We start from the raw sequence: 24,569 nt of genomic DNA on the forward strand, positions 1-24,569 counted from the left end.
CTTGCTATTGCTGCAATCGTTTCAGCCTCACTCAGCTCTGCATCTGTAATGGCAGCAGATTTTGTTCTGCACAACTAAATCAGGACACCTTTTTTAAGGAACTTTGCTCATACTCTACTGGCGATAGATCACCATGAGCAGTATGAAGTCGCTCTAAGTTGTAATAGCGCATATACGCTGCCACATCATTTCTCATATGCTCACGAGTTGGTTGCGGAACTTTCAACAGCCAATCATGTTTTAAGCTGCCGAAGAATCGTTCAACAACCGCATTATCCCAACACGCACCGACATCGCCCATACTGGCTCTGACGCCATAACTCCATAGTAATTGTCGATATTGTTTACTGGTGTACTGTGAACCTCTATCACTGTGAAACACCAAGCTTTTTGGTGGCTGCCGTAAGTTATAAGCTTTCATCATCGCCTTGCTAACAAAGTCAGTCGTCATGCGTTTATCAATATGCCAACCAACAATACGACGTGAATATAAGTCCATGACGATAGCCAGATACATCCAACCTTCGCCAGTTCTTAGATAAGTCACATCACCAGCCCACACCTGATTTGGCGCAACAGGATTAAAGTTCTGATTCAAAAGATTATCAGCAACGGCATCACTGTGTTTACGCTTGGTTGTTACCTTGTATGCCACTCGTTGAGTAACGACTAAACCAAGTGTTGCCATTAATTTCTGAACGCCATAATCACTGACGCTAAAGCCCTCACTGCGTAACTTCTTTCTAAGCTCTCGGTAGCCTAAGCTATTTCTGCTTTTCTTGAAGAAATACTTGGCCTTTCGATATAAATTAAGCTGCTCTACAGTAATTACTTTTGCTGGCCGCTTAAGCCAAGCATAATAAGCACTGCGGCTTACTTTCATCACTTTGCAGAGCTTAACCACGGGAAACACCGAGGATAACTGCTTAATCGTTTTAAACGTTACTTGGTTTCTTTTAGCAGGAGGGCGCTGGCCTTTTTTAAAATTTCTTTTTCCATCCTTAGCTCTTTATTTTCCTTGCGAAGCCTTAACAGCTCAGCCCGCTCATCAGCATTCAAACTGGCACCAGATTGTTCTGCTTCAACTTTAGCTTTCCAGTTATAAAGTAATTTATCTGTGATACCTAAAGACGCTGCTGCCTTGGGTACGCTGTAACCTTGCTCGGTTACCAATGCCACAGCTTCTTGTTTAAATTCTGCTGTGTAACTTCTGTTTGTTCGTTTTGTCATTTAACACCTCAATAATTGGATTATATTCCATTATTAAAGTGTCCTGTTTGATTAAAGCAGATCAGGGTTAGGTGATGAATAAATAAATGACGAATTGCTTTTTAATTAATCCCAAACACAATCCTGCCGAACCCCGAACCCCGAACCCCGAACCCCGAACCCCGAACCCCGAACCCCGAACCCCGAACCCCGAACCCCGAACCCCGAACCCCGAACCCCGAACCCCGAACCCCGAACCCCGAACTGATCTTTTAGATCTCGACTATTGAATATAGGATCTCAGCGCGTTTTCATGCTAGAATTTGCGCAATTTTTTTGTACTCGATAAGTAGCACTGTAATGATCTTAGATGATATTCGCATCGTTTTAGTTAACACATCACACTCTGGTAACATTGGTTCAGCGGCGCGCGCCATGAAAACCATGGGATTATCAAAGTTATACCTTGTTGATCCAGCCTGTGAAATAGATAGCCATGCTAGTGCGCTTGCTGCAGGTGCGACTGATGTACTAGGTAATGCTGTTATTGTTGATAGCGTTGCAGATGCGATTGCTGACTGTGCATTAACGATTGGTACTAGCGCCCGCTCGCGTACATTGTCGTGGCCTATGGTAGAGCCGAGAGAATGTGGTGAAAAGCTTGTTGGCGAAGCCGTAAACGGCCCTGTAGCGCTTGTGTTTGGCCGTGAAAACAGTGGCTTAACTAATGAAGAATTACAACTGTGTAATTACCATGTGTGTATTCCTGCTAACCCAGAATACAGCTCACTTAATTTAGCCATGGCTGTGCAAACCTTATGTTATGAAACGCGTATGGCGTTTTTAAATCAGCAACCTAAGGCTGTTCAAGAAGAAGACGACACCCTATATCCATCGTCTAAACAAACAGAACTGTTTTACGAACATCTTGAAGACACTTTGTTTAAAACAGGCTTCATCATTAAGCAGCACCCAGGCATGGTAATGACAAAGCTACGTCGCTTGTTTAATCGTGCTCGCCCTGAAGATGCTGAAATGAACATATTACGAGGTATTCTTACCTCAATTAATAAGTCTATAAAATAGCAATTAGTTATAAATAGCGCCCTTTATTGCTCTACTAATACTTGACTAAATTACTCAGGTAATTACAATAGACCCAATACTTGACCAAAACAGTCGGGTATTACAAGTTTATCGGCTGGCATTCGAGGCTAGCCAATCAGGATAATACTTGACTAATCTACTCTGGTAATTAAAATTTGCACTCTTTTGTGCGGGGGGCGTTATGAAGTTAACATCAAAAGGCAGATACGCCGTTACAGCCATGCTGGATGTTGCACTACATGCAAATATAGGCCCTGTAGCGCTTGCAGATATTTCGCAGCGCCAAGAAATTTCTTTGTCTTATCTTGAGCAATTATTTGCCCGTTTACGTAAAAATGGGCTAGTGAGTTCTGTTCGAGGTCCTGGTGGGGGCTATTTACTAGGACGTGAGGCTGACGTAATTTCAGTTGGCGATGTTATCAATGCGGTAGATGAATCTGTTGACGCTACACGGTGTCAGCGAAGCAATACTGGTTGTCAAAGTGGTATGCGTTGTTTAACCCATACATTGTGGTCAGACTTAAGCGCACGAATTGAAGAATTTTTAAATAATATTACCTTAGCTGAACTGGTTGAAAAGTCGGACGTTAAAGCGGTCGCTCTTCGCCAAGAAAACAGCGTTAATGATGCAATTAAGCAGTTGGAAAATATTCAAGTAAGCTGTCAACTTTAAGGTTGACCTGCAGCGGAGAGAGAAATGAAGTTACCGATTTATTTAGATTACGCAGCAACTACGCCTGTTGACGAACGAGTTGCCAAAGAAATGATGCAGTGCCTGACTATGGACGGTAATTTTGGTAATCCAGCATCGCGTTCACACCGTTTTGGTTGGCAAGCTGAAGAAGTCGTTGACCAAGCACGTACTGACATTGCTGATTTAATTAATGCAGACCCACGTGAAATTGTATTCACATCGGGTGCAACAGAATCAAATAACCTTGCTATTAAAGGTGCAGCTCAGTTTTACAAGAAAAAAGGTAAGCATGTTATTACCGCTAAAACTGAACACAAAGCCGTTATCGACACATGTCGTGAACTTGAGCGTCAAGGGTTTGAAGTAACCTACATGGACGTTGAAGAAAACGGCCTACTTGATCTGCAAAAATTAGCAGATACGATGCGTGACGACACCGTGCTTGTAAGTATCATGCATGTAAATAACGAGCTAGGTGTAATCCAAGACATCAATACTATTGGTGAAATGTGTCGCGAACGTAAAATTATGTTCCACGTAGATGCGGCACAAAGCGCGGGTAAAGTTTTAATCGATGTGCAACAAACCAAAGTAGATTTTATGTCATTCTCGGCGCACAAAGTATACGGCCCTAAAGGCGTAGGTGCTTTGTATGTTCGTCGTAAACCACGTGCACGTTTAGAAGCACAAATGCATGGTGGCGGCCATGAACGTGGCATGCGTTCTGGTACATTAGCAACTCATCAATTAGTGGGTATGGGTGCAGCATTTAGAATTGCAAAACAAGATTTTGAAAAAGATCACGCACACATCAGTGCGTTGCGTAAACGCCTAATCGACGGCATTTTAACGGATATGGACGAAGTGTACTTTAACGGCACGCAAGACCAATCAGTACCTGGTATTGTCAACATAAGCTTTAATTTTGTTGAAGGTGAGTCGTTATTAATGGCTGTTAAAGATATTGCGGTATCGTCAGGTTCAGCCTGTACATCTGCAAGTTTAGAGCCTTCTTACGTATTACGTGCATTAGGTCGCAACGACGAGCTAGCGCACAGCTCGATTCGTTTTAGTATTGGCCGTTTTACCACCGAAGAAGAGATTGATTACACCGTTGAGCTAATGAAAAACTCGATTGGCCGTTTACGTGAAATGTCTCCTCTTTGGGAAATGCACCAAGAAGGTGTTGATTTAGATTCAGTTGAATGGGCGCACCACTAATTAGTGGTGCCCATACCTAGCAGGTAGTGAGGATAGAATTATGGCTTACAGTGATAAAGTAATCGACCACGTAGAAAACCCACGTAACGTAGGTGCTCTAGATAAAAACGATCCGTCAGTGGCAACGGGTATGGTAGGCGCACCAGCATGTGGTGACGTAATGAAATTGCAAATTAAAGTATCGGCAGACGGCGTTATTGAAGATGCAAAATTCAAAACGTACGGCTGTGGTAGCGCAATTGCTTCATCTTCACTGGTAACAGAGTGGGTTAAAGGCAAAACATTAGACGAAGCTGCGACTATCAAAAATACCGATATCAGCGCAGAGCTAGAATTACCACCAGTGAAAATTCACTGCTCAATTTTAGCAGAAGATGCAATTCAAGCAGCAATTGCAGATTACAAAAGCAAACATACAAACTAAGAGATATTCATGGCAGTGACATTGACAGATGCGGCAGCAAACCGCGTACAATCATTTTTAGCAAACCGTGGTAAAGGCATTGGCCTGCGAGTTGGCATTAAAACGACGGGCTGTTCAGGTCTTGCTTATGTTCTAGAGTTTGTTGATGAGCTAAACGATGACGATGAAACATTTGCGGCCAAAGGCGTTACCTTAATTGTTGACGCTAAAAGCTTAGTTTATATCGACGGCACTGAGCTCGACTACACTAAAGAAGGTTTAAATGAAGGGTTTAAATTTAATAACCCTAACCAAGCTGATGAGTGTGGCTGTGGCGAAAGCTTTACCGTTTAAGCTCAAACTTGTTTTAAGATATAAATAAGCCCTGCCAGTTAATGTAGGGCTTTGTCATTTGTGAGAAGTTATGCGTTATTTTGAGTTATTTGCAATACCGGTTGACTACAATATTGACTTAGCAATGATCAACAAGCACTACTTAGAACTTCAACGTGCTGTACACCCTGATCGTCATGCTAATGCCAGCAGTCGTGATAAATTAATGGCCGTACAAAGTACCGCTGAAATTAACGACGCATTACAAACACTTAAGCATCCGGTTAAACGTGCTGAATATATGTTGAGTGAGCTGGGCGTTGATATTCGCGCTGAGCAGCAAACACTGCAAGATCCCATGTTCTTGATGCAACAAATGGAACTGCGCGAAGAGCTTGAAGAACTTCCCTCTGCAAGTGATCCAGATATCGCTATTGCTAATTTTGAGTCGCAAATAAAGCAATTAAAAGCCCAGTATAGCAACGAATTAGCTGAGCAACTTGCAAGCAACGATGAGCAACAATATCAACACGCTGCTGACAACATTCGCAAATTAAAATTTGTATATAAGTTACAAGACGAACTTGAACGCATTGAAGACAGTTTATTTGACGATTAATTACTTGCTGCAAAGCGAGCAACACGAGTTTAAAGAGCATTATGGCATTATTGCAAATTGCTGAGCCGGGGCAGAGCGCGGCACCACATGAACACAAATTAGCCATTGGAATTGATTTAGGCACTACAAATTCATTAGTGGCAACCGTACAAAGCGGCGAAGCACGCACTATTACTGATGAGTCAGGCGAAGCGATGTTACCCTCAGTGGTTCGTTATCAAGCTGGCGGCATTACCGTGGGTAATGATGCAATGCAAGCGGCTACACTCGATCCGGTTAATACGCTTATTTCAGTGAAGCGTTTTTTAGGTAAAACGCAAACCGAAATAGAACAAAGCTATGGTCAACTGCCTTATCAGTTTTGCGATGATGATGGTGCATTGGCTATCGAAACGGCTGCGGGAAAGATCAGCCCAGTTAAAGCCTCAAGTCATATTTTAAATGCATTAAAAGTACGCGCTGAGCAAAGCTTTGGTAATCAAGATATTTTAGGGGCAGTGATTACTGTACCAGCCTATTTTGATGATGCACAGCGTCAAAGCACCAAAGATGCGGCTGAGCTTGCCGGTATTAATGTACTGCGCTTACTAAACGAGCCTACTGCCGCTGCCGTTGCTTACGGTTTAGATTCAGGGCAAGAAGGTATTATCGCCGTTTATGATTTAGGAGGCGGTACCTTTGATATTTCTATTCTGCGTCTTAATAAAGGCGTGTTTGAAGTGCTGGCCACCGGTGGCGATTCTAGCCTAGGCGGTGACGACTTTGACTCATTATTAGTTGATTACCTAAAACAAGAAACCGGCGTGACAGGCTTATCTCCTTCGGTATTACGCTTATTCATTAATAAAGCCAAAGCCTGTAAAGAAGCACTAAGCCAATACGAAAAAGTGAATGTTGGCCTTGAGTTTGACGATGAAAAATACATGGTTGAAGTAACGCGAGAAAAATTTAATGAGCTCGCTATGCCACTGGTTAAAAAAACGCTTCGTTCATGTCGTCGTGCAGTAAAAGATGCCGGTATTGAAAACCAAGAAGTATTACAAGTTGTAATGGTTGGCGGTTCAACCCGCATGCCGTTGGTTCGTACTCAAGTTGGCGAGTTTTTTAATAAACAGCCACTAACTTCAATTGACCCTGATCGTGTTGTTGCACTTGGTGCTGCGCTTCAAGCTGACGTATTAATTGGTAACAAGCCAGATTCAGACATGTTATTACTTGATGTGTTACCGTTGTCGTTAGGCCTTGAAACAATGGGTGGCTTGGTTGAAAAAATCATTCCACGCAATACCACGATTCCGGTTGCGCGTGCGCAAGAATTTACTACGTTTAAAGATGGTCAAACGGCCATGTCGTTGCATGTATTACAAGGTGAACGTGAACTGGTTGACGATTGTCGATCGCTGGCTAAATTTAGCTTAAAAGGCATTCCTCCTATGGCGGCGGGGGCGGCGCATATTCGCGTTACCTTTAAAGTAGACGCTGATGGTTTGTTAAGCGTGTCGGCAATGGAAAAATCAACGGGTGTTCAAGCAGAAATACAAGTAAAACCGTCGTTTGGTTTGTCTGACGACCAAGTTGCTAATATGCTTAAAGAGTCGATGAGTAACGCTAAAGGCGATATGCAAGCGCGTATGCTTAAAGAGCAACAAGTTGAAGCGCTTCGTGTAATAGAAGCGATGGAAGCCTCATTAGCTGCTGATGGCGATTTACTTGAGCCTGAGCAATTAGCGACGCTAAAAGTGGAAATAAGCGAACTTGCGAAAGTACGCGAGAGTGCGCAAGAGCCAAGCGAAATTAAAGCGGCCATTGAAAAAATGGATAATGCGAGCAGTGATTTTGCCGCGCGCAGAATGGACGCGTCAATTAAAAAAGCCTTAACGGGTCAGTCAGTAGACAATATATAAGAGAGATTAGAATGCCACAAATTGTTTTTCTTCCCCATCCGGAGTTGTGTCCTGACGGTGCAGCAATAGAAGCGCCCGCTGGCGAAACGGTACTTGATATCGCGCTTAAAAATGGCATTAGCATTCCTCATGCCTGTGAAAAATCATGTGCATGTACAACGTGTCATTTAGTGATCCGTGAAGGTTTTGACTCATTAGATGAAAGTGATGACCTAGAAGATGACATGCTAGATAAAGCATGGGGTTTAGAGCCTGAATCGCGCTTAGGTTGCCAGGCAATTATTAGAGATGAAGACTTAGTGGTTGAAATACCTAAGTACAATCTCAATATCGTTAATGAAGAACACTAGTTTTTAATTAATGACTATCATATTAAAAGCCGCTGTTTGATACAGCGGCTTTTTTGTTTGTATTTGGTAGCAGCGGGTTTATCCCGCGTCTTTTTAAAGGTTAAAGGCGAAAGGTAAAGGGTTACGAGCGGCGGGCTGCGAGACGCGGGTAAATTAAAATAGCCTGTAGGCGGGGATTTACGCCGCGCAAATGTGGTTAAAGGTAATAAAATTATGCACAAAGAGGTTAAGAGACGCTGCGCTTTTTGAGGAAGTGACAAAACAATTAATTACTCAGGCTAATGGTTAGTGTTTTCTCATTTTCTTCTCATTCACTTCTCTTTGTGCATATGCTTTTTAAAGCGGTTTTATCCCGCGTTTGTTAGTAATTTTATTTACCACAGAGATTACAGAGTGCGCAGAGGAAGTGAATAAATACAAAGGTTGAAGGTAAAGGGTTACGGGCGGCGGGTAAATTAAAATGAATAAGTCTTGTAGCGTTAACCACAAGGCTTTTTTAATTTATCGAAGCCCGAAGCCCAAAACCCGAAGCCCAAAACCCAAAACCCATTTTGGAGGTATATTTTGAGTGATCTTATTTTTTCAGACTCGTTTATTAACGGTGAATTTTATCAAACCAACTCACGCTTTAGCGTTGATGATCCGGCCACCGAACAAAGTATTGTTGATGTAAGTGATATTGACGAGCAAGGCGTAAAAAATGCCATAACAGCAGCACAAGGCGCTTTTGTAAAATTAAAAGCCACCAATGCGACCGAGCGAAGCGAAACCCTGATGCGTTGGTATGATCTAGTAATAAAGCACAAAAAAACGCTAGCTACACTTATGACTAAAGAGCAGGGAAAACCGCTTAAAGAATCTCTTGGTGAAATAGATTATGGCGCCGGTTTTATTAAATGGTTTGCAGAGGAAGCTAAACGCAGCTACGGCGATGTGATCCCCGCCACCGATAACAGTCATCGTTTAACTAGCTTCAAGCAACCTATTGGCGTGGTAGCAGGTATTACGCCATGGAATTTTCCTGTTGCTATGGTGACTCGAAAAGTCGCGCCGGCTTATGCCGCGGGCTGTAGTTTTATACTCAAGCCTTCTGAGCACACACCATTATGTGCTATCGCTTTAGCTTATTTAGCTGATCAGGCTGGCTTTGTTAAAGGTGCATTTAATGTGCTTGTGTCACAAGATGCCAAAAAGGTTGGCAAAATGCTGACAGACTCAGAGGTGGTACGTAAGTTTACTTTTACTGGCTCTACAGGTGTAGGTAAGCAGTTACTCTCTCAATGTGCATCTACAATAAAGCGTACTTCAATGGAATTGGGGGGAAATGCCCCGTTTATAATATTTGATAATGCTGATATTGACGATGCGATTGATGGATTAATGGCGGCCAAATTTAGAAACTCAGGACAAGCTTGTGTTGCAGCAAATCGTATTTTTATTCAGCGTAATATATTAAATGACGTGCTTGAAAAAATTACACCCAAAGTCGCTGCGCTCAAAGTTGCGAACGGTTTTGATGAAAATGCCGACATAGGGCCGCTTATTTACCCCAAAGCAAAAGAGAAAGTGCAACAACTGATTAAAGACGCTCTTGATAAAGGCGCTACGCTAATTGGAGATAACAGCAATTTAGGTGGCAGTTTTCAAAACCCATTAATAGTCACCAATGTCACTACACAAATGGATATTTATCACGAAGAAGTGTTTGGTCCTGTATTAACGGTGATCCCATTTGATGAAGAAAGCGAAGTACTTGCGCTCGCTAATGACGTCCCTTATGGGTTAGCTGCGTACTTTTATAGCCAAAACATTAAACAAATCTATCGTATAAGCGAAGGGCTAGAGTTTGGCATGGTAGGTGTAAATGAGGGAGTTATATCAAACCCAGTTGCGCCGTTTGGTGGTGTAAAGCAATCAGGTCTTGGTCGTGAAGGCGGGCATCAGGGTTTAGATGAGTACTTAGAAGAAAAATACGTATGTATTAAGCTGTAATGATTAAGACTGTTCCGATGAGTTAATGGTTGTAAGATAAAACTCGGTTAAATGTTGCTAGATAATGGGCTAAATGTTACCTTTTTAATATATATTTTTCGTAACAAAATAGTAAAAAAATTTCTATAAGTAGAAATACCCCCGTGTGTAAATGCCACCATTTGGTGGCATTTTTTTTAGCCACTTTTTTGGCGAACCTTATCGCTTCGGTCTAAAATTACTCTATAAGCAGTGATTGGTGTTTAAACTTTGTATATAAGCTTAAAATAAAGTAATAACTATTCTCGTTTGTTTTTGTGAGTTTTTGTAACCTCATGTTTTTAAATGTATATTTTTACTAAGCTGAGGTGTAATATGAAGTTTCAGGCTCTTTTGAACTGTTAGAATATAGTAATAATGTATAATTGTGTTTTATACACTTATAAATTAACATTCCGCAAATTCATCCATTAAAAAATAATGAAGCACCCACTATGAGTAGAAGAAATCAAGCAACGGTAGACCAGGAAGTTTCGTTTGGCATTGACGAAGAGTTAGTTTCTACAACAGATTTACGAGGGGTTATCACCTATGCAAATGATAGCTTTTGTAAAGTTTCAGGGTATACCATTAATGAATTAAAAGGGAAAAACCATAACATGGTTCGCCACCCAGACATGCCACCTGCGGCATTTGGTGATATGTGGTCTAATTTAAAAAGCGATACCGCATGGCGAGGAGCTGTAAAAAATAGATGTAAAGATGGGCGTTATTACTGGGTTGATGCATTTGTTACCCCTATTTACGAAAACGGTAAAAAAGTAGGTTATCAATCAGTTCGCCAACAACTCCTTCCAGAATATAAAAGCCGCGCAGAAAAGCTTTACCAACGTTTAAACAACGGTCAATCAATTACGCCTTTAACTGAAAAATTAGCTGCATTTAAATTGCCTCTATTTATTGGGTGTGCCGCTTTAATTGCTTGGTTAACAAGTTATATGTTCTGGTTATGTTTACTGTTTGTTCCTCTGCCTTTTGTTATTTTTTATGAAGAGTTAATTCGTTCGCAAAGCACAATCAAAAAAACCAAAGCAGGTCCAGATAGCGTATCTCGGCATATTTATTCTGGTAGCGACAGCCTCAGCTATAGTGATTTTCAGATTAAATTACTTGAGGGTAAAGTAACGACCATTGTTGGCCGTATTATTGATGGTACTTTAAGCCTGAGTAAAGGTGCTGACTCCCTTAAAACTTGTGCTGAAGCTGCGCAGGCCGGTGTTGAAAAAGAAGCGTCTGAATTACATCAAGTGTCGTCTGCCGTTGAGGAAATGGTGCATTCAATTGATGAAGTAGCAAAAAATACTTTAGTAACTAACCAACGAGTGCAACAAGCTCACCAAGACTGCGAAAGCGCAACGCAAGCGATGTCTGGGACAATGCGAGAGGTGTCGTTACTTGCAACTGAAGTTGATAACTCAGCAAGCTCTGCGAGTGAGTTAGCAACAGAGGCTGAAAAAATTGGTGGTATAATGCAAGAGATACAAGGGATTGCCGATCAAACAAATTTACTTGCACTCAATGCCGCTATTGAGGCTGCGCGTGCTGGTGAACATGGTAGAGGCTTCTCGGTTGTTGCTGATGAGGTACGTGCACTCTCAAGCAGAACGCATACCGCCACAGAGCAAATTCAAGTCTCAATATCTGAAATGCAATCTACGCTACTCAACTGGTCCAAAACAATGGAAGCGGGTAAACACGCTGCTGAAACATGTGTTAAAGAAACCCGTAATAGCCAAGATATCGTCTCAAAAGTCTATGCGGCAATTACAGATATTTCCGATTTAGCAACGCAAATATCAACCGCTGCGGAAGAGCAAAGCATGGTATCGCAAGAAATTAGCCGCAATATTTCCAATATTAGTAGTGCGTCTTCAGAAAACTTAGCCCAAGCGCATTGTGTAGGAGCAGAGTCTGATGCGATTGAAAAGCACTCTAAAGCATTAGCGTCATTAGGTCTTTCTTTCAAAGTAGGTTAGTAAAGTGAGCAAGGATAGCAAGCAGTTAGATATAGGTGCAGCCTATGATGTATCGTATTCTCAATGTGCAAATTTAAGTGCACAATTGAGAGTACTGCAGCACGAAATTAAAGCCGATTACTTATTTATTGCCTCTGTAAATGAAGATAAATTAGCAACTACGCAGTTGGTTTTACATAACGCAGAGGTCGTTGATAACTTTTCTTATTCGCTAGAAGGCTCGCCTTGTGAACAGCTGCCTTCAAAAAGTGCGTGTTTTATAACGGATGAATTACAACAACACTATCCTGAAAATAAGCTACTAAAAACTATAAATGCGCAAGCTTACATTGGCGTCTCTATAAGCAATGATGAAGGCCAATTAAGCGGCGTACTGGTTGGTCTTTATTTAAATAGTGATCCAACAATCGAACGCTACCTACCAAGGCTAATTAGCTTTGCGAGTTATACAGCAGTGTTCCTGCAAAAGTGTTTTTTAGAAGATAAATCAAGCTCACAGCAATCACTATTTAGTGCTGTTGAAGCTATGTCGAAGGTAGGCACGTGGGAATACACAATTTCAACCGGCGAGCTAAATTATTCACCCGAGGTTTATAATATTTATGGCCTTGATAAGCGCAAACCGCTCACGACCACACAAGCGATTGCGCATTATGCTGGTGAAAAAGAGCAAGCGCGTATTCGTGATTTTTTTAATCGTTTGCAAACACATGGCCTTCCTTATTGTGAAGACTTTGAGTTTGTAGATGCTCATGGCAATAAAAAGTGGGTACGTACGAGTGGTCACCCTGTTTTTAATGATGATCATCAGGTTATTAAAGTGCATGGTGCTTTTGAAGATGTCACTTTAGAGTATGAGTTAAAGGCCAAGGTTGATGATAAAAATAATCGCCTTGAAGCTATTTTAAATAACTTAAATGATGCAGTGATCACTATTAATCAGCAAGGCGTTATTGTTCACTGTAACTCAACCGCATTAACTATGTTTGGCTATAAGCAAAATGAAATGCTTGGCTTGTCGATTAACAACTTAATGCCTGAGCCTTATGCATCTAAGCATCACTCGTATATGCGAAATTATGAGCAAACAGGTGAGGCTAAAATTATTGGTGTTGGTAGGCAACTACCTGCAAGAAAAAAAGACGGCACTATTTTTCAAATAGAATTGTCACTTACCAAAGCAGTTAATGAGCAAAGCGTTGAATATATTGGTGTAGTTAGAGATATTAGTGAAAAACTCAAAGCGCAAGATACCATTTATAATTTAGCTTATTCAGATCCCATAACAGGATTAAAAAATAAGCGGTGGTTTGAGCGCGAATGCAGAAGTTTACTTCAAAGTGCCAGCATTAATAATGGCTATATATATGCTGCATTATTAGATATGGATAAGTTAGCGCAATTTAACTTTAAGTACGGTATTGAGGCGGGCAACGAAGCACTCATTTTAACGGCTAAAAAACTATCAAATGCGGTACAGGGCGAGTACAAGCTATACAAAAGCGGAGTTGATTCTTTTTTAATTATAAGCGCCAATATAAGTAATGACTTATCCTACCTAGAGCAACAACAACCAACTATAGACTCTAAAATATTAGCGCTAGATAACTTCTCACATAAGATCAGTGATCTTGATGTGGTACTAAGCGCCTCTTTGGGCAGTACAATTATTAATGCGAGTAGAGACTCCTATAGCTCTATGTTTGATAAGTTGGAATACGCACTAAAACAAGCCAAAAAGTTGTCTCCTTTTGGTTATTACTTTGCAGATTTAGATGCATTAAAACGTTACGAACGTACCAATAAAATTCGTTACTTACTAATAAATGTTGATAAAAGTGATGAATTAACACTGGTACTACAGCCACAATTTATTAATGAAAATACCTTTAATTCAGCCGAAGCATTATTACGTTGGGATTCTGAGGAATTAGGCGTAATAAGCCCTGGGGAATTTATACCCCTAGCAGAAGAAAGTGAAGCCATTATTAAAATTGGCGATTGGGTGGTTGATCAAGTATGTAAGTTGCTGCATGAAGTCAGCCGAGCAGGAAAAAACACCTGTATTGCCGTTAACATTAGCGCTAAACAAATTGTAGCCCCCGATTTTAAGGAAAAATTGCTCGCCAGTGTTCATAAGTGGCAAGTGTCACCACGTAACTTAGTGATTGAGCTGACCGAAACGACTTTAGTGTCAGACATCGAACTAGTAAAAGAGACTATGCTTGAACTTAATAAAAAGGGCTTTAGGTTTTCAATTGATGACTTTGGAACGGGTTATTCAAGCCTGAGTTATTTGAAAGAGTTGCCAATTTCTGAGCTTAAAATAGATAAATACTTTGTCGATGGCATTATGGATACTGACGATAATTCAAGTAAAACTATTGTGAATATGATCATCGACATGGCCAGTGCTTTAGGCGTAAATAGCGTTGCTGAAGGCGTTGAGGAACCTGCGCAATTTAATTATTTAAAGCAGCGCGGTTGCAACTTATTTCAAGGCTATTTATTTTCAAAGCCACTGCCTATTGCACAGTGGAAAGAACGCCTTAAATAAACCAGTAGCAGCGACTTTATTTTGCGTTTATTAAGTTTATATGTTCAAAGCTTCAAATGCGGGCATCGGGCTTCGAGACGCGGGGTAAATCCACTGCTACGTGTGTAGTTTTTAAATCTATGGTAGCAGCGACGTTATGTCGCGTCAGGTTTAAGATCTAATAAATGCGTAAGGTAAACTCATGCCTACAGACAAGTTGGCGTAGTTTCTTTATTTCTGACTTGGCTTCGTATCGGGTAAATATAATTTAGAGATTAGCTTTAGATATTACTGAGGAAACTTAGAAAATAGTGGGGCGATTGACGGGGCTCGAACCCGCGACAACCGGAATCACAATCCGGGGCTCTACCAACTGAGCTACAACCGCCACTACATACACCTTGTTTGGTGTGGCGCGCATAATACATAATATCCCCATGCTTGTGAAGCAAAAAATCAAAAAAATTAAACTTATTTTAAGTATTCTATATTTAAGCTATTGGCAACGGGCAGATCGAAACTCGAATCCCTAACCCTGAGGCTTTATACCGCGCAAGATTTTCTTCTCTGTGTAGCGCGAAGCGCCTCGGTGTACTCTGTGGTTCAAAATGGTTTGTAGGCGGGGGTTATCACGCGCAGGTGGTTTTAGGCAATAAACTTATTCACAAAGAGGTTAAGAGACGCTGCGCTTTTAGAGCTAGTGAAAAAACAATTAATCACTCGGGCTCATGGTTATCGTTTTCTCATTCACCTCTCTTTGTGCAAAAAGATCTTAAAGAGATTTTATTCACCACGGAGGGTTAGTGCACACAGAGGAAATGATTAAAGACATGTTTTATTTGTTTTGTCTTCTCTGTGTAGCGCGAAGCGCCTCAGTGTACTCTGTGGTTCAAAATGGTTTTTTAGGCGGGGGTTATCCCGCGTTAAAGGCAATAAACTTATTCACAAAGAGGTTAAGAGACGCTGCGCTTTTAGAGCTAGTGAAAAACAATTAATCACTCGGGCTCATGGTTATTGTTTTCTCATTTACTCCTCATTCACTTCTCTTTGTGTAAAAAGATCTTAAAGAGATTTTATTCACCACAGAGGGGGGGCAGAGCACACAGAGGAAATGATTAAAGAGATATTTTATTGGTTTTGTCTTCTCTGTGAAGCGCGAAGTGCCTCGGTGTACTCTGTGGTGCAAAAAATTAAAACACTATTTACCACAGAGGTCACAGAGGAAGAGATTAAAGACAAAGATTTTAGGTTTTAGGTAGAGATTAAGCCAAGCATGATGTTTGTATTGAACGTGAGCGGTGGTTATCCCGCGCATTTTATTAAACCCTGCGCGAGGTAAACTCCCGCCTACGGGTATAAAAAACCTTGCTATATTAACCGTAAGGTTTTTAAATTCCTCGAACCTCGAACCTCGAACCTCGAACCTCGAACCTCGAACCTCGAAATACGCTGTTGCAAACACGTATTAAAGATTTACAATACAATAAACAACACCGCTAAACTGCTTAATAACACTATCAGGAGTTAATATGGATTCAATACTCAATTGGCTGAATGAAAATTCAGGCTTAATCTTACACTACGGTATTCAAGCAGTCATAGCGCTTGTTATATTTTTGCTGGGTGGACGAATTGCTAAATTTTGTGCAAAGTTAACCGAAAAAGCATTCGACAAGAAAAAAGTAGATAAAGCGGTTTCATCGTTTGTCTCTAGTATTGTATATGCCATTGTATTTGCAGCCACTATTTTAATGGCGCTGTCACAAATTGGCATCGAAACCACGTCATTCATTGCTATTTTAGGTGCGGCAGGTTTAGCCGTTGGCTTAGCACTGCAAGGGTCGTTATCTAACTTTGCGTCAGGCGTATTAATTATTCTACTTCGCCCATTTAAATCAGGTGACTACGTTGAAGCGGGCGGTAAAGCCGGTACGATTAAAAAAATCGAAATATTCTCAACTGAAATGCGTACACCCGATAACAAAGTTATTGTAATGCCTAATTCAAAAATTATGTCAGATGCAATTATTAACTACTCGCGCGAATCAACACGCCGCGTTGACCTTGTGATTGGTGTTGGCTACGACGCCGACTTACGAAAAGCAAAAGAAGTACTTAAATCAGTGCTTGATAACGAATCGCGTATTTTAAAAGATCCTGCATATAACGTATCGGTATCTGAACTTGCCGATTCAAGCGTTAACTTTATAGTGCGCCCGTGGGTTAACTCAGAAGATTACTGGCCAACATACTGGTCGTTAATGGAAAACATTAAAATAGCGTTAGACGACGCAGACATTACCATTCCATTCCCGCAAATGGATGTACATTTACACAAGCAAGACTAATTTTTTAAAATACTTATTTATTAAGGCAGCGCTCAAATTCGATTTATTAATATGCGCGCTGTTTTTTTAATAGGTATTAATACATTTTTTACAGGGTTATTTTTTAATGAAACTTAAGCTTTTATCAATTTTAGTAGCAGCCTCAGCTACAACCAATGCATTTGCAGCAGAAGATGAACAAAAAACCTGGGAAGTTACCAGCGAAGTAGGCGCTATTATTACCAGCGGTAATACCGAAACAACGACCTTAAAAGGCGGTATTAAAGTATTACATAACTTAGAAAGCTGGAATAACGAGTATAAGTTAGACGGCATCTACAAAGAAGATGAAGTAGAGAACGAAAACGGCATAAAAGAAAAACAGCGTACTAACGAAAAGTACTCTATTTCAGCACAAGGTAATTACAAGTTAAATGAAAAGCACGCCCACTTATTTATTTATGGGTCACACGTATCTGACTACTTTGGTGCATACCGAAGTGAGTCGGTTATTTCAGCGGGTTATGGTTTACGTTTACTAAACGAGTCAAACATGAAACTAAATGCTGAAATTGGTCCAGGTTATAAGTACTTTAAATACCCAGATGTAAGCGAAGAGGTTGATGAAAACGGCAACTCACTAGCGGGTGAATACGAAGGCGAAGTAATTGCTTTAGGTAAATTAGACTTTAGCTGGAAAATTTCAGACAACGCGCGTTTTACCCAGTTAGTATCGGTAGAATATGGTGATACCAATACCAAAACTCGCTCAGAAACTGCGCTACTTACTAAAATTAATGGCTCATTACAAATGAAAGTAGCCTACAATATCACCAATAACTCAGATGTGGCTGATGACAAAGAAGCAACCGACACTGAGACCTCATTAACATTGGTTTACAGCTTTTAACATCAAGTAGTAAATTAATTGTAATAAAACTATGAAAGGGGCTAAAGTCCCTTTTTTATTTGCCCATAAATAATGTATGATACCCACCAATTTTGGTTGTAGACCTAGGGAAATACCTACTCGTGAACGTTATTAAACATTTATTAAGTGCTTTTGTACTTATATGTAGCTTTAGCACATTAGCATTTGCGCCAACAGCCGCTCAACTAGAGCAGTTTCAAAAGTTGCCTAAGTCTCAACAGCAGGCACTTGCAAAGCAATATGGCGTAGATATTTCAAGCCTTGAAGGTGCAGGCAATGCCAGTGGCAAAAATAACGAACAAGATAAACCCACAGTAGGTGAGCGTAATACCGCCGACGAACAAGCTTTTACAGATGAAGAACGCTTTAAGCCAGAAGATAACACGGTAAAACCATTCGGTTATGACTTATTTGCCGGCGAACCCACCACATTCATGCCCAACGAAAACGCCGCAGTACCCGATACGTATTTAGTGGGGCGTGGCGATCAGCTATTAATCAACTTTTACGGTAAAGAAAGCGCAAGCTACGAAGTCATCGTTGATAGGGAAGGACGTATTAACATTCCCGACTTAAGTCCTGTTCAGGTAGCTGGTTTAACCTTTGCTGAAGTTAAAGAGTTAATAAAAGTAAAAGTTGAACAAGAGATTATAGGTGTTAAAGCGTTTGTCTCGCTTGGTAAACTTCGCAGTATTCGTATTTTAGTATTGGGTGAAGCATACAAACCAGGTAGCTATAGTGTGTCGTCATTGACTACAGTGTCGCATGCATTATTTGTAAGTGGTGGCGTGTCTGATATAGCCTCACTGCGTAATATTCAAGTAAAGCGCGGTGGTAAGGTTGTTACTAACTTTGATTTATACGATTTACTTATTCGCGGTGATAGCAGTAACGATATTATTTTAAAGCCGGGTGACGTGGTATTTATACCGTCGGTTGGCGAGCAAGTAACCGTTGATGGTTTAGTAAAACGCCCTGCTATTTTTGAGCTTAAAAAAGGCGAAACGGCAGAACAATTATTAAAAATGGCGGGCGGCATCAAGCCAAATGCTTACGCTAAAAGCGTGATAGTTGAACGTTTTAATAACCAACATAAAGAAGTGCTTTCGGTAGATTTTAGCAAAGAGCAAGTTAACTACATTCCAAAAGATGGCGATCGTATTCGCTTTAGCGCGATTGGTGAGCAATACCAAACTTCAATTAGTTTAATTGGTGCTGTAGTACGCCCAGGTAATTACCAGTGGTACAAGGGTAAACGTATTTCAGACATATTAGGCTCAGTACGTGGTGACTTACTACCACAGGCCGATTTAGATTATGCGCTAGTAGTGCGCGAAACCAACGTAAATGGTGATATTGAAATTCACCAGTTTGATTTAGCAAAAGCCATTACAAAAAATACTGAGAACAACTTACAACTTAACCCTAACGATAAAATTATTGTATTCAGTCGTTTTGAAGAAAAAACTTTAGAAGATATAGCGCTTGCAAATTTAGCGTTAACTAAAGAGCAGCAAGATCAACAACGCAAAGCAGAGCTTTGGCATGAATACCAACAAAAAGAGTTTGAAAAATACGTTGGTGTGGCGGTTAAAAAGTCAGAGTTTGAAGAGGTAAATCCAAATTTAAGCATGGCGGAAATGCTTGAGAAAAAGCTTAAAGAACAAGAAGAAGATGCTAAAAGTTATGCGTTGTTTAGCCGCCATAATTTACTTAAACCGGTAATTGCTAAGTTAGAGCAGCAGGCCGGTGTAATGCAGGCGATGCAAATAGTGGAAATTAGCGGCAGTGTAATGTACCCAGGCATTTACCCGTTAATGGAAGGCGGTGAAGTAAAAGACCTAATTACTGCGGCGGGCGGCCTGTTAGAATCGGCTTACACACAACAAGCTGAAGTAACAAGAATTGCCAATAACGATGTATCAAACATTGAGCATATTAAGTTTGATTTAAAAAGTGCTATGCAAGGTAAAACGGCATCTAATATTTCATTACAAAGTAAAGACAGCGTAAATATATTTGCTATACCAAATTGGCAAGAAAACTTAAAAGTAGAGCTTAAAGGTGAGCTTAAATTTCCGGGCACCTATACTATTCGCCGCGGTGAAACCTTAAGTAACTTATTAAAGCGCGCCGGTGGCTTTTCTGAGTTTGCTGCAACCAATGCCGCTGTATTTACTCGTCAGTCGATTAAAAAGCAAGAGCAACAACAGCTAGCGCGTTTATCTACCGAGCTTCGTCGAGATATAGCATCAAAAAGCTTTCAAAGTTCAGTAAGTAGCAACACGCTTACTTACGATGAAATGAATAAGCTTTTGAAGGACCTTGCTAACGTTGATGCCGTAGGCCGTTTAGTTATAGATTTACCGCTTATTGTTAACAATCAGCAAAACTTAGTACTGCAAGATGGCGATGTACTTTATGTACCGAGTGAACGCGACTCAATCAGTGTAATAGGTGAGGTTAACTACTCTACCTCGCATCTATATAAAGCAGGTATAAGCGTAGACGAATACATAGACCTAAGCGGTGGCTTAAAAGAGCGCGCTGCTGATGACCGTATTTACATTATAAAAGCCAACGGCTCAGTAAAAATACCAAATACCGGCAACTGGTTTGCAGTTAATAACTCAAACCAACTTGAACCTGGCGATACCATTGTTGTCCCACTAGATGCAGGCCATATGGATAAGTTAACGCTTTGGAGCACCGCAACACAGATTCTATATCAACTAGGTGTAGCAGTAGCAGCCATAAGCGGTATTTAATATAATGTAGCGCGGGTTTATCCCGCGCTTATGTAGCAGCGACTTTATGTCGCGTCTGTTAGTGATTTTATTCACCACAGAGGGTAAAGAGAACACAGAGGAAGAGATCAAAGTTAAAGGCTTTTATCAATATAAGCTTTTCTTCTCTGTGTAGCGCGCAGCGCCTCGGTGTACTCTGTGGTTCAAAATGGTTTTGTAAACGGGGCTTTATGCCGCGCAAATGTAGTAGCAGGTTTGGTGTTACGAGGGACGAGCTAAAGTTCCTAAAACCTAAAACAATAACTTGACCTAATGTTCTAGTTATTCAATTTTTGATAGCTGATAGCTGATAGCTGATAGCTGATAGCTGATAGCTGATAGCTGATAGCTGATAGCTGATAGCTGATAGCTGATAGCTGATAGCTGATAGCTGATAGCTGATAGCTGATAGCTGATAGCTGATAGCTGATAGCTGATAGCTGAACTTATGAGATTTAAATGGAAAACAACTCAAACAACCTAAATCAAGCAAATATGCCAATGCAAAACAACATTGCTGATGACGAAATAGACCTACGCGAACTATTTACCGCAATTTGGCAAGGCAAGTGGATAATTATTGCCATAACCACTTTATTTGCTGTTGCATCTGTTTTTTACGCCATAAACCAGCCAAACATTTATAAATCAGAGGCGTTACTCGCACCCGCCGAGCAAGACCAACAAGGCGGTTTGGGAGCTCTAGCAGGTCAGTTTGGTGGCTTAGCAAGTTTAGCTGGGGTTAACTTAGGCTCAAGTGGCGGGGTTGATAAAACTCAAATGGCACTTGAGGTACTAAAATCGCGCCAGTTCACCAGCGACTTTATTAAAAAACACAATATACTGCCCGACTTAATGGCCGTGGAGTCGTGGAACCGTGAAACTAATAAAATTATATATAATAAAGATATTTATAACCAAGCTGAAAATAAATGGCTACGAGAAGTCAAAGCTCCTTTTAAACCAGAGCCGTCAATGCAAGAGGCTCATAAAGTGTTTTTGCAACTAGTCACTGCAAATACTAATAAAGAAACAGGAATGATAACATTAGCAATAGAGCATGTATCACCTTATATTGCTCAACAATGGGTTAATTGGTTAATACAAGATATAAACGCCACCATGAAAAAGCGCGATGTAATAGAGGCTAATAAAAGCACTAACTTTTTAACTCAGCAACTAGAGCAAACTAAAATAGCCGACATACGTGTTGTTTTATACAAGCTAGTGGAAGAGCAAACAAAAACTATTATGTTTGCCAATGTACGTGATGAGTATGTATTTAAAACCATTGACCCTGCAATAGTACCTGAGCAAAAGTTTAAGCCCAAAAGAGCGCTAATATGTGTATTAGGCGTTTTGTTAGGTGGTATGTTAAGTGTAATGTTGGTACTTATTAGATATTTTATGAATAAAAAATAGTTTAAAGCTTAATAGTTCATATAATTCGAGTTATTCATAAAGTAAGGATTTAAAGTGAAAGTTTTAACCGTATTTGGCACTCGCCCAGAAGCTATTAAAATGGCTCCATTAGTGCATGCACTCAATAGTGATAATCGTTTTGAAGCAAAGGTATGTGTGACCGCGCAGCATCGTGAAATGCTTGATCAAGTACTTGAACTTTTTAAAATAATGCCTGATTACGATTTAAATTTAATGAAAGCAGGGCAAACATTGCCTGATGTAACGAGCCGTATTTTACTAGAGCTTACTCCTGTACTTAAAGAATTTAAGCCCGATGTAGTGCTAGTACACGGTGATACTGCAACCACTTTTGCTGCAAGCTTAGCTGCATATTATGAGCAAATAGCAGTAGGGCATGTTGAAGCCGGCCTGCGTACAGGGAATATATATTCACCATGGCCAGAAGAAGGCAACCGTAAATTAACGGGCGCACTTACAAAATACCACTTTGCACCAACCGAAAACTCTAAAGCTAACTTATTGAAAGAAAATTACTCAGCTGAAAATATATCAGTAACTGGTAATACGGTTATAGATGCACTTTTACTTGTAAAGCAACAAATAGAAGATAATGCGGAATTAAGGAACACTTTAGATAGACAGTTCCCAATGCTTGATGAAAGCAAAAAACTCATCTTAGTTACAGGGCACCGCCGTGAAAGCTTTGGCGGTGGGTTTGAGCGCATTTGTGAGGCATTAGCACAAACAGCTAAAGCGCATCCAGATACGCAAATACTTTACCCTGTGCATTTAAACCCAAATGTACAAGAGCCTGTAAAACGTATTTTAAACGATGTGAATAATGTCTATTTAATTGAGCCTCAACAATACTTACCATTTGTATATTTAATGAATCGCTCTCATATTATTTTGACTGACTCTGGTGGTATTCAAGAAGAAGCACCAAGTTTAGGTAAACCTGTACTTGTTATGCGAGACACCACTGAGCGCCCTGAAGCAGTAGATGCGGGTACAGTTAAATTAGTAGGTACTGATGTAGCTAAAATAACCTCAGCATTAAATGAGCTTTTGACTAATGATGAATCATATAAAACAATGAGCCGCGCTCATAACCCTTACGGTGACGGTAAGGCGTGCCAACGAATTTGCGATATTTTAGCAAAAAGTTAATTGGTAGCAGCGATTTTAAATCGCGTCACAATATTATAAAGAATATATTCACAAGCTATAAAATATATAAATAATGCTTGTATATAAAAGTTTAAAATCAGAATTTTGTAGAACCTAGAACCTAGAACCTAGAACCTAGAACCTAGAACCTAGAACCTAGAACCTAGAACCTAGAACCTAGAACCTAGAACCTAGAACCTAGAACCTAGAACCTAGAACCTAGAACCTAGAACCTACATACACAAGGATTATCATGTCATTTAATACAATTTCAGTTGTTGGTTTGGGCTATATTGGCTTACCAACTGCAGCCATGTTTGCATCACGGAAAAAAAAAGTAATAGGGGTTGATGTAAATCAATATGCAGTTGACACAATTAACCGTGGTGAAATACATATAGTAGAACCTGATTTGGATATGATTGTTCATGCTGCAGTTACTGAAGGGTATTTAAAAGCAACAACTGTACCTGAACCTGCGGATGCTTTTTTAATAGCCGTACCAACACCGTTTAAAAGCACTCTAAATAAAGAAAGCGATTCAGCAATACCTGAGCCTGATTTAAGTTATATCAAAAAAGCCAGTGATGCTATTGCGCCAGTACTTAAAAAAGGTGACTTAGTAATACTAGAGTCTACATCCCCTGTTGGTGCTACTGAGCAAATGGCTGTGTGGTTAGCTGCTGCGAGGCCAGACTTAACATTTCCGGGGCCTGAAAGTAGTTATACAGATATAAATATAGATGTAAATATAGCGCATTGCCCTGAACGTGTATTACCAGGTCATGTAGTTCGCGAGTTAGTAGAAAACGATCGTGTAATAGGTGGTATTACTGCTAAATGTTCTGCCCGGTCTGTTGAGCTTTACAAGACATTTGTACAAGGTGAGTGTGTAATAACAAATGCTCGTACTGCAGAAATGGCAAAATTAACTGAGAACTCATGCCGTGATGTACAAATTGCTTTTGCTAATGAGTTATCAATAATTTGCGATAAACTAGATATAGACGTGTGGGAGCTTATATCGCTTGCTAACCGTCATCCGCGTATTAATATTTTACAACCAGGCCCGGGAGTTGGCGGGCACTGCATTGCAGTAGATCCTTGGTTTATTGTTAGTAAAACCCCTGAGCAGGCAAAAATTATTCATACTGCTCGTAAAGTAAATGATGCAAAGCCGCAATGGGTAATTGATAAAGTTAAGTTAGCAATTGCTGATTTTTTACAAGCTAATCCAACTAAAACAGCAAAAGATGTAACCGTTGCATGTTATGGTTTAGCGTTTAAACCAGATATCGATGATTTACGAGAAAGCCCAGCATTAAATATAACTAAAAAAATTGCAGCACTGCATTCGGGCTCTGTTATAGCAATTGAACCTAATATAAATAAACTGCCGAGTAGCATTTCGTCATTCAATTTATCTACCTTAGAGAATGCAAAAGAAAATGCGGACATTCATTTACTATTAGTTGATCATAAAGAATTTAAGAATCAGGCAATAAAGAGTGATTACCTAATTGATACTAAGGGTATATGGGGATAAT

General features: G+C 40.3%; 17 protein-coding genes, 1 tRNA gene and 1 pseudogene. 17 read left to right on the top strand and 2 right to left on the bottom strand.

Annotation, left to right across the window (positions count from 1 at the left end):
* Positions 1 to 79 precede the first annotated feature (79 nt).
* Positions 80 to 1,230 (bottom strand): IS3 family transposase gene (locus KK487_RS02170; RefSeq protein WP_086008873.1). Its coding sequence is split into 2 segments (ribosomal slippage): positions 80 to 960 and positions 960 to 1,230, totalling 1,152 coding nucleotides; the frame shifts between segments, so codons are not numbered across the junction.
* 339 nt (positions 1,231 to 1,569) lie between these two features.
* Here KK487_RS02170 and trmJ point away from each other — a divergent pair.
* From trmJ to KK487_RS02225, 11 genes are all read left to right on the top strand, one after another.
* Positions 1,570 to 2,295 (top strand): tRNA (cytosine(32)/uridine(32)-2'-O)-methyltransferase TrmJ, encoded by a 726-nt coding sequence (gene trmJ, locus KK487_RS02175; protein WP_013463999.1) that lies wholly within the window; start codon positions 1,570 to 1,572, stop codon positions 2,293 to 2,295.
* A 202-nt stretch (positions 2,296 to 2,497) separates the two neighbouring features.
* On the top strand, positions 2,498 to 2,989 hold the full coding sequence (iscR, locus tag KK487_RS02180; RefSeq protein WP_008113921.1) for a Fe-S cluster assembly transcriptional regulator IscR: 492 nt from the start codon (positions 2,498 to 2,500) through the stop codon (positions 2,987 to 2,989).
* A gap of 24 nt (positions 2,990 to 3,013) precedes the next feature.
* Entirely contained in the window at positions 3,014 to 4,231 is a 1,218-nt protein-coding gene (locus KK487_RS02185; RefSeq protein ID WP_008113922.1) for an IscS subfamily cysteine desulfurase, read from the top strand.
* A gap of 40 nt (positions 4,232 to 4,271) precedes the next feature.
* Positions 4,272 to 4,655 (top strand): Fe-S cluster assembly scaffold IscU, encoded by a 384-nt coding sequence (gene iscU / locus KK487_RS02190; protein ID WP_008467675.1) that lies wholly within the window; start codon positions 4,272 to 4,274, stop codon positions 4,653 to 4,655.
* A gap of 9 nt (positions 4,656 to 4,664) precedes the next feature.
* A complete protein-coding gene (gene iscA / locus KK487_RS02195; RefSeq protein ID WP_008113924.1) occupies positions 4,665 to 4,988 on the top strand; it encodes an iron-sulfur cluster assembly protein IscA in 324 nt (107 codons plus the stop codon).
* Positions 4,989 to 5,058: 70 nt separating this feature from the next.
* A complete protein-coding gene (gene hscB / locus KK487_RS02200) occupies positions 5,059 to 5,586 on the top strand; it encodes a co-chaperone HscB (protein ID WP_008113925.1) in 528 nt (175 codons plus the stop codon).
* A gap of 41 nt (positions 5,587 to 5,627) precedes the next feature.
* Complete coding sequence (gene hscA, locus KK487_RS02205; protein ID WP_215521923.1) at positions 5,628 to 7,490, top strand: Fe-S protein assembly chaperone HscA; 1,863 nt, start codon at positions 5,628 to 5,630, stop codon at positions 7,488 to 7,490.
* Between the two features lie 11 nt (positions 7,491 to 7,501).
* The gene (gene fdx / locus KK487_RS02210; RefSeq protein ID WP_008113929.1) at positions 7,502 to 7,840 is read left to right on the top strand and encodes an ISC system 2Fe-2S type ferredoxin; all 339 of its coding nucleotides are present in this window, start codon (positions 7,502 to 7,504) and stop codon (positions 7,838 to 7,840) included.
* Positions 7,841 to 8,404: 564 nt separating this feature from the next.
* Positions 8,405 to 9,832, top strand: coding sequence for an NAD-dependent succinate-semialdehyde dehydrogenase (locus tag KK487_RS02215; RefSeq protein ID WP_013464000.1), 1,428 nt, complete (start codon positions 8,405 to 8,407; stop codon positions 9,830 to 9,832).
* A 473-nt stretch (positions 9,833 to 10,305) separates the two neighbouring features.
* On the top strand, positions 10,306 to 11,847 hold the full coding sequence (locus KK487_RS02220) for a methyl-accepting chemotaxis protein (protein ID WP_215521924.1): 1,542 nt from the start codon (positions 10,306 to 10,308) through the stop codon (positions 11,845 to 11,847).
* A 4-nt stretch (positions 11,848 to 11,851) separates the two neighbouring features.
* On the top strand, positions 11,852 to 14,404 hold the full coding sequence (locus KK487_RS02225) for a sensor domain-containing protein (RefSeq protein WP_215521925.1): 2,553 nt from the start codon (positions 11,852 to 11,854) through the stop codon (positions 14,402 to 14,404).
* Between the two features lie 291 nt (positions 14,405 to 14,695).
* Here the strand turns inward: KK487_RS02225 and KK487_RS02230 are convergent.
* Positions 14,696 to 14,771: transfer RNA gene (locus KK487_RS02230), tRNA-His, on the bottom strand.
* Between the two features lie 1,141 nt (positions 14,772 to 15,912).
* Here KK487_RS02230 and KK487_RS02235 point away from each other — a divergent pair.
* From KK487_RS02235 to wecC, 6 genes and pseudogenes are all read left to right on the top strand, one after another.
* Positions 15,913 to 16,731: a mechanosensitive ion channel family protein gene (locus KK487_RS02235; protein WP_013464003.1), complete on the top strand. Its 819-nt coding sequence runs from the start codon at positions 15,913 to 15,915 to the stop codon at positions 16,729 to 16,731.
* A gap of 106 nt (positions 16,732 to 16,837) precedes the next feature.
* Positions 16,838 to 17,620 (top strand): DUF481 domain-containing protein, encoded by a 783-nt coding sequence (locus KK487_RS02240; protein WP_215521926.1) that lies wholly within the window; start codon positions 16,838 to 16,840, stop codon positions 17,618 to 17,620.
* Positions 17,621 to 17,988: 368 nt separating this feature from the next.
* Positions 17,989 to 20,409: pseudogene (locus KK487_RS02245) on the top strand (SLBB domain-containing protein); the annotation flags it as partial.
* A gap of 477 nt (positions 20,410 to 20,886) precedes the next feature.
* On the top strand, positions 20,887 to 21,849 hold the full coding sequence (locus KK487_RS02250; protein ID WP_215521928.1) for a Wzz/FepE/Etk N-terminal domain-containing protein: 963 nt from the start codon (positions 20,887 to 20,889) through the stop codon (positions 21,847 to 21,849).
* 54 nt (positions 21,850 to 21,903) lie between these two features.
* A complete protein-coding gene (gene wecB, locus KK487_RS02255; RefSeq protein WP_215521929.1) occupies positions 21,904 to 23,022 on the top strand; it encodes a non-hydrolyzing UDP-N-acetylglucosamine 2-epimerase in 1,119 nt (372 codons plus the stop codon).
* Positions 23,023 to 23,275: 253 nt separating this feature from the next.
* Positions 23,276 to 24,568 carry a UDP-N-acetyl-D-mannosamine dehydrogenase gene (gene wecC / locus KK487_RS02260; protein ID WP_215521930.1) on the top strand — a complete coding sequence of 431 codons (1,293 nt, stop codon included), beginning with the start codon at positions 23,276 to 23,278 and terminating at the stop codon, positions 24,566 to 24,568.
* The last annotated feature ends 1 nt before the right edge of the window (position 24,569 follow it).

The sequence above is a fragment of the Pseudoalteromonas sp. SiA1 genome (genome assembly GCF_018732205.1).
GTDB classification, from domain to species: Bacteria; Pseudomonadota; Gammaproteobacteria; order Enterobacterales; family Alteromonadaceae; genus Pseudoalteromonas; species Pseudoalteromonas tetraodonis.

Coding starts and splice junctions, on each gene's coding strand:
- trmJ (WP_013463999.1), top strand. CDS start 1,570: ATGATCTTAGATGATATTCGCATCGTTTTAGTTAACACATCACACTCT.
- iscR (WP_008113921.1), top strand. CDS start 2,498: ATGAAGTTAACATCAAAAGGCAGATACGCCGTTACAGCCATGCTGGAT.
- KK487_RS02185 (WP_008113922.1), top strand. CDS start 3,014: ATGAAGTTACCGATTTATTTAGATTACGCAGCAACTACGCCTGTTGAC.
- iscU (WP_008467675.1), top strand. CDS start 4,272: ATGGCTTACAGTGATAAAGTAATCGACCACGTAGAAAACCCACGTAAC.
- iscA (WP_008113924.1), top strand. CDS start 4,665: ATGGCAGTGACATTGACAGATGCGGCAGCAAACCGCGTACAATCATTT.
- hscB (WP_008113925.1), top strand. CDS start 5,059: ATGCGTTATTTTGAGTTATTTGCAATACCGGTTGACTACAATATTGAC.
- hscA (WP_215521923.1), top strand. CDS start 5,628: ATGGCATTATTGCAAATTGCTGAGCCGGGGCAGAGCGCGGCACCACAT.
- fdx (WP_008113929.1), top strand. CDS start 7,502: ATGCCACAAATTGTTTTTCTTCCCCATCCGGAGTTGTGTCCTGACGGT.
- KK487_RS02220 (WP_215521924.1), top strand. CDS start 10,306: ATGAGTAGAAGAAATCAAGCAACGGTAGACCAGGAAGTTTCGTTTGGC.
- KK487_RS02235 (WP_013464003.1), top strand. CDS start 15,913: ATGGATTCAATACTCAATTGGCTGAATGAAAATTCAGGCTTAATCTTA.
- KK487_RS02240 (WP_215521926.1), top strand. CDS start 16,838: ATGAAACTTAAGCTTTTATCAATTTTAGTAGCAGCCTCAGCTACAACC.
- KK487_RS02250 (WP_215521928.1), top strand. CDS start 20,887: ATGGAAAACAACTCAAACAACCTAAATCAAGCAAATATGCCAATGCAA.
- wecC (WP_215521930.1), top strand. CDS start 23,276: ATGTCATTTAATACAATTTCAGTTGTTGGTTTGGGCTATATTGGCTTA.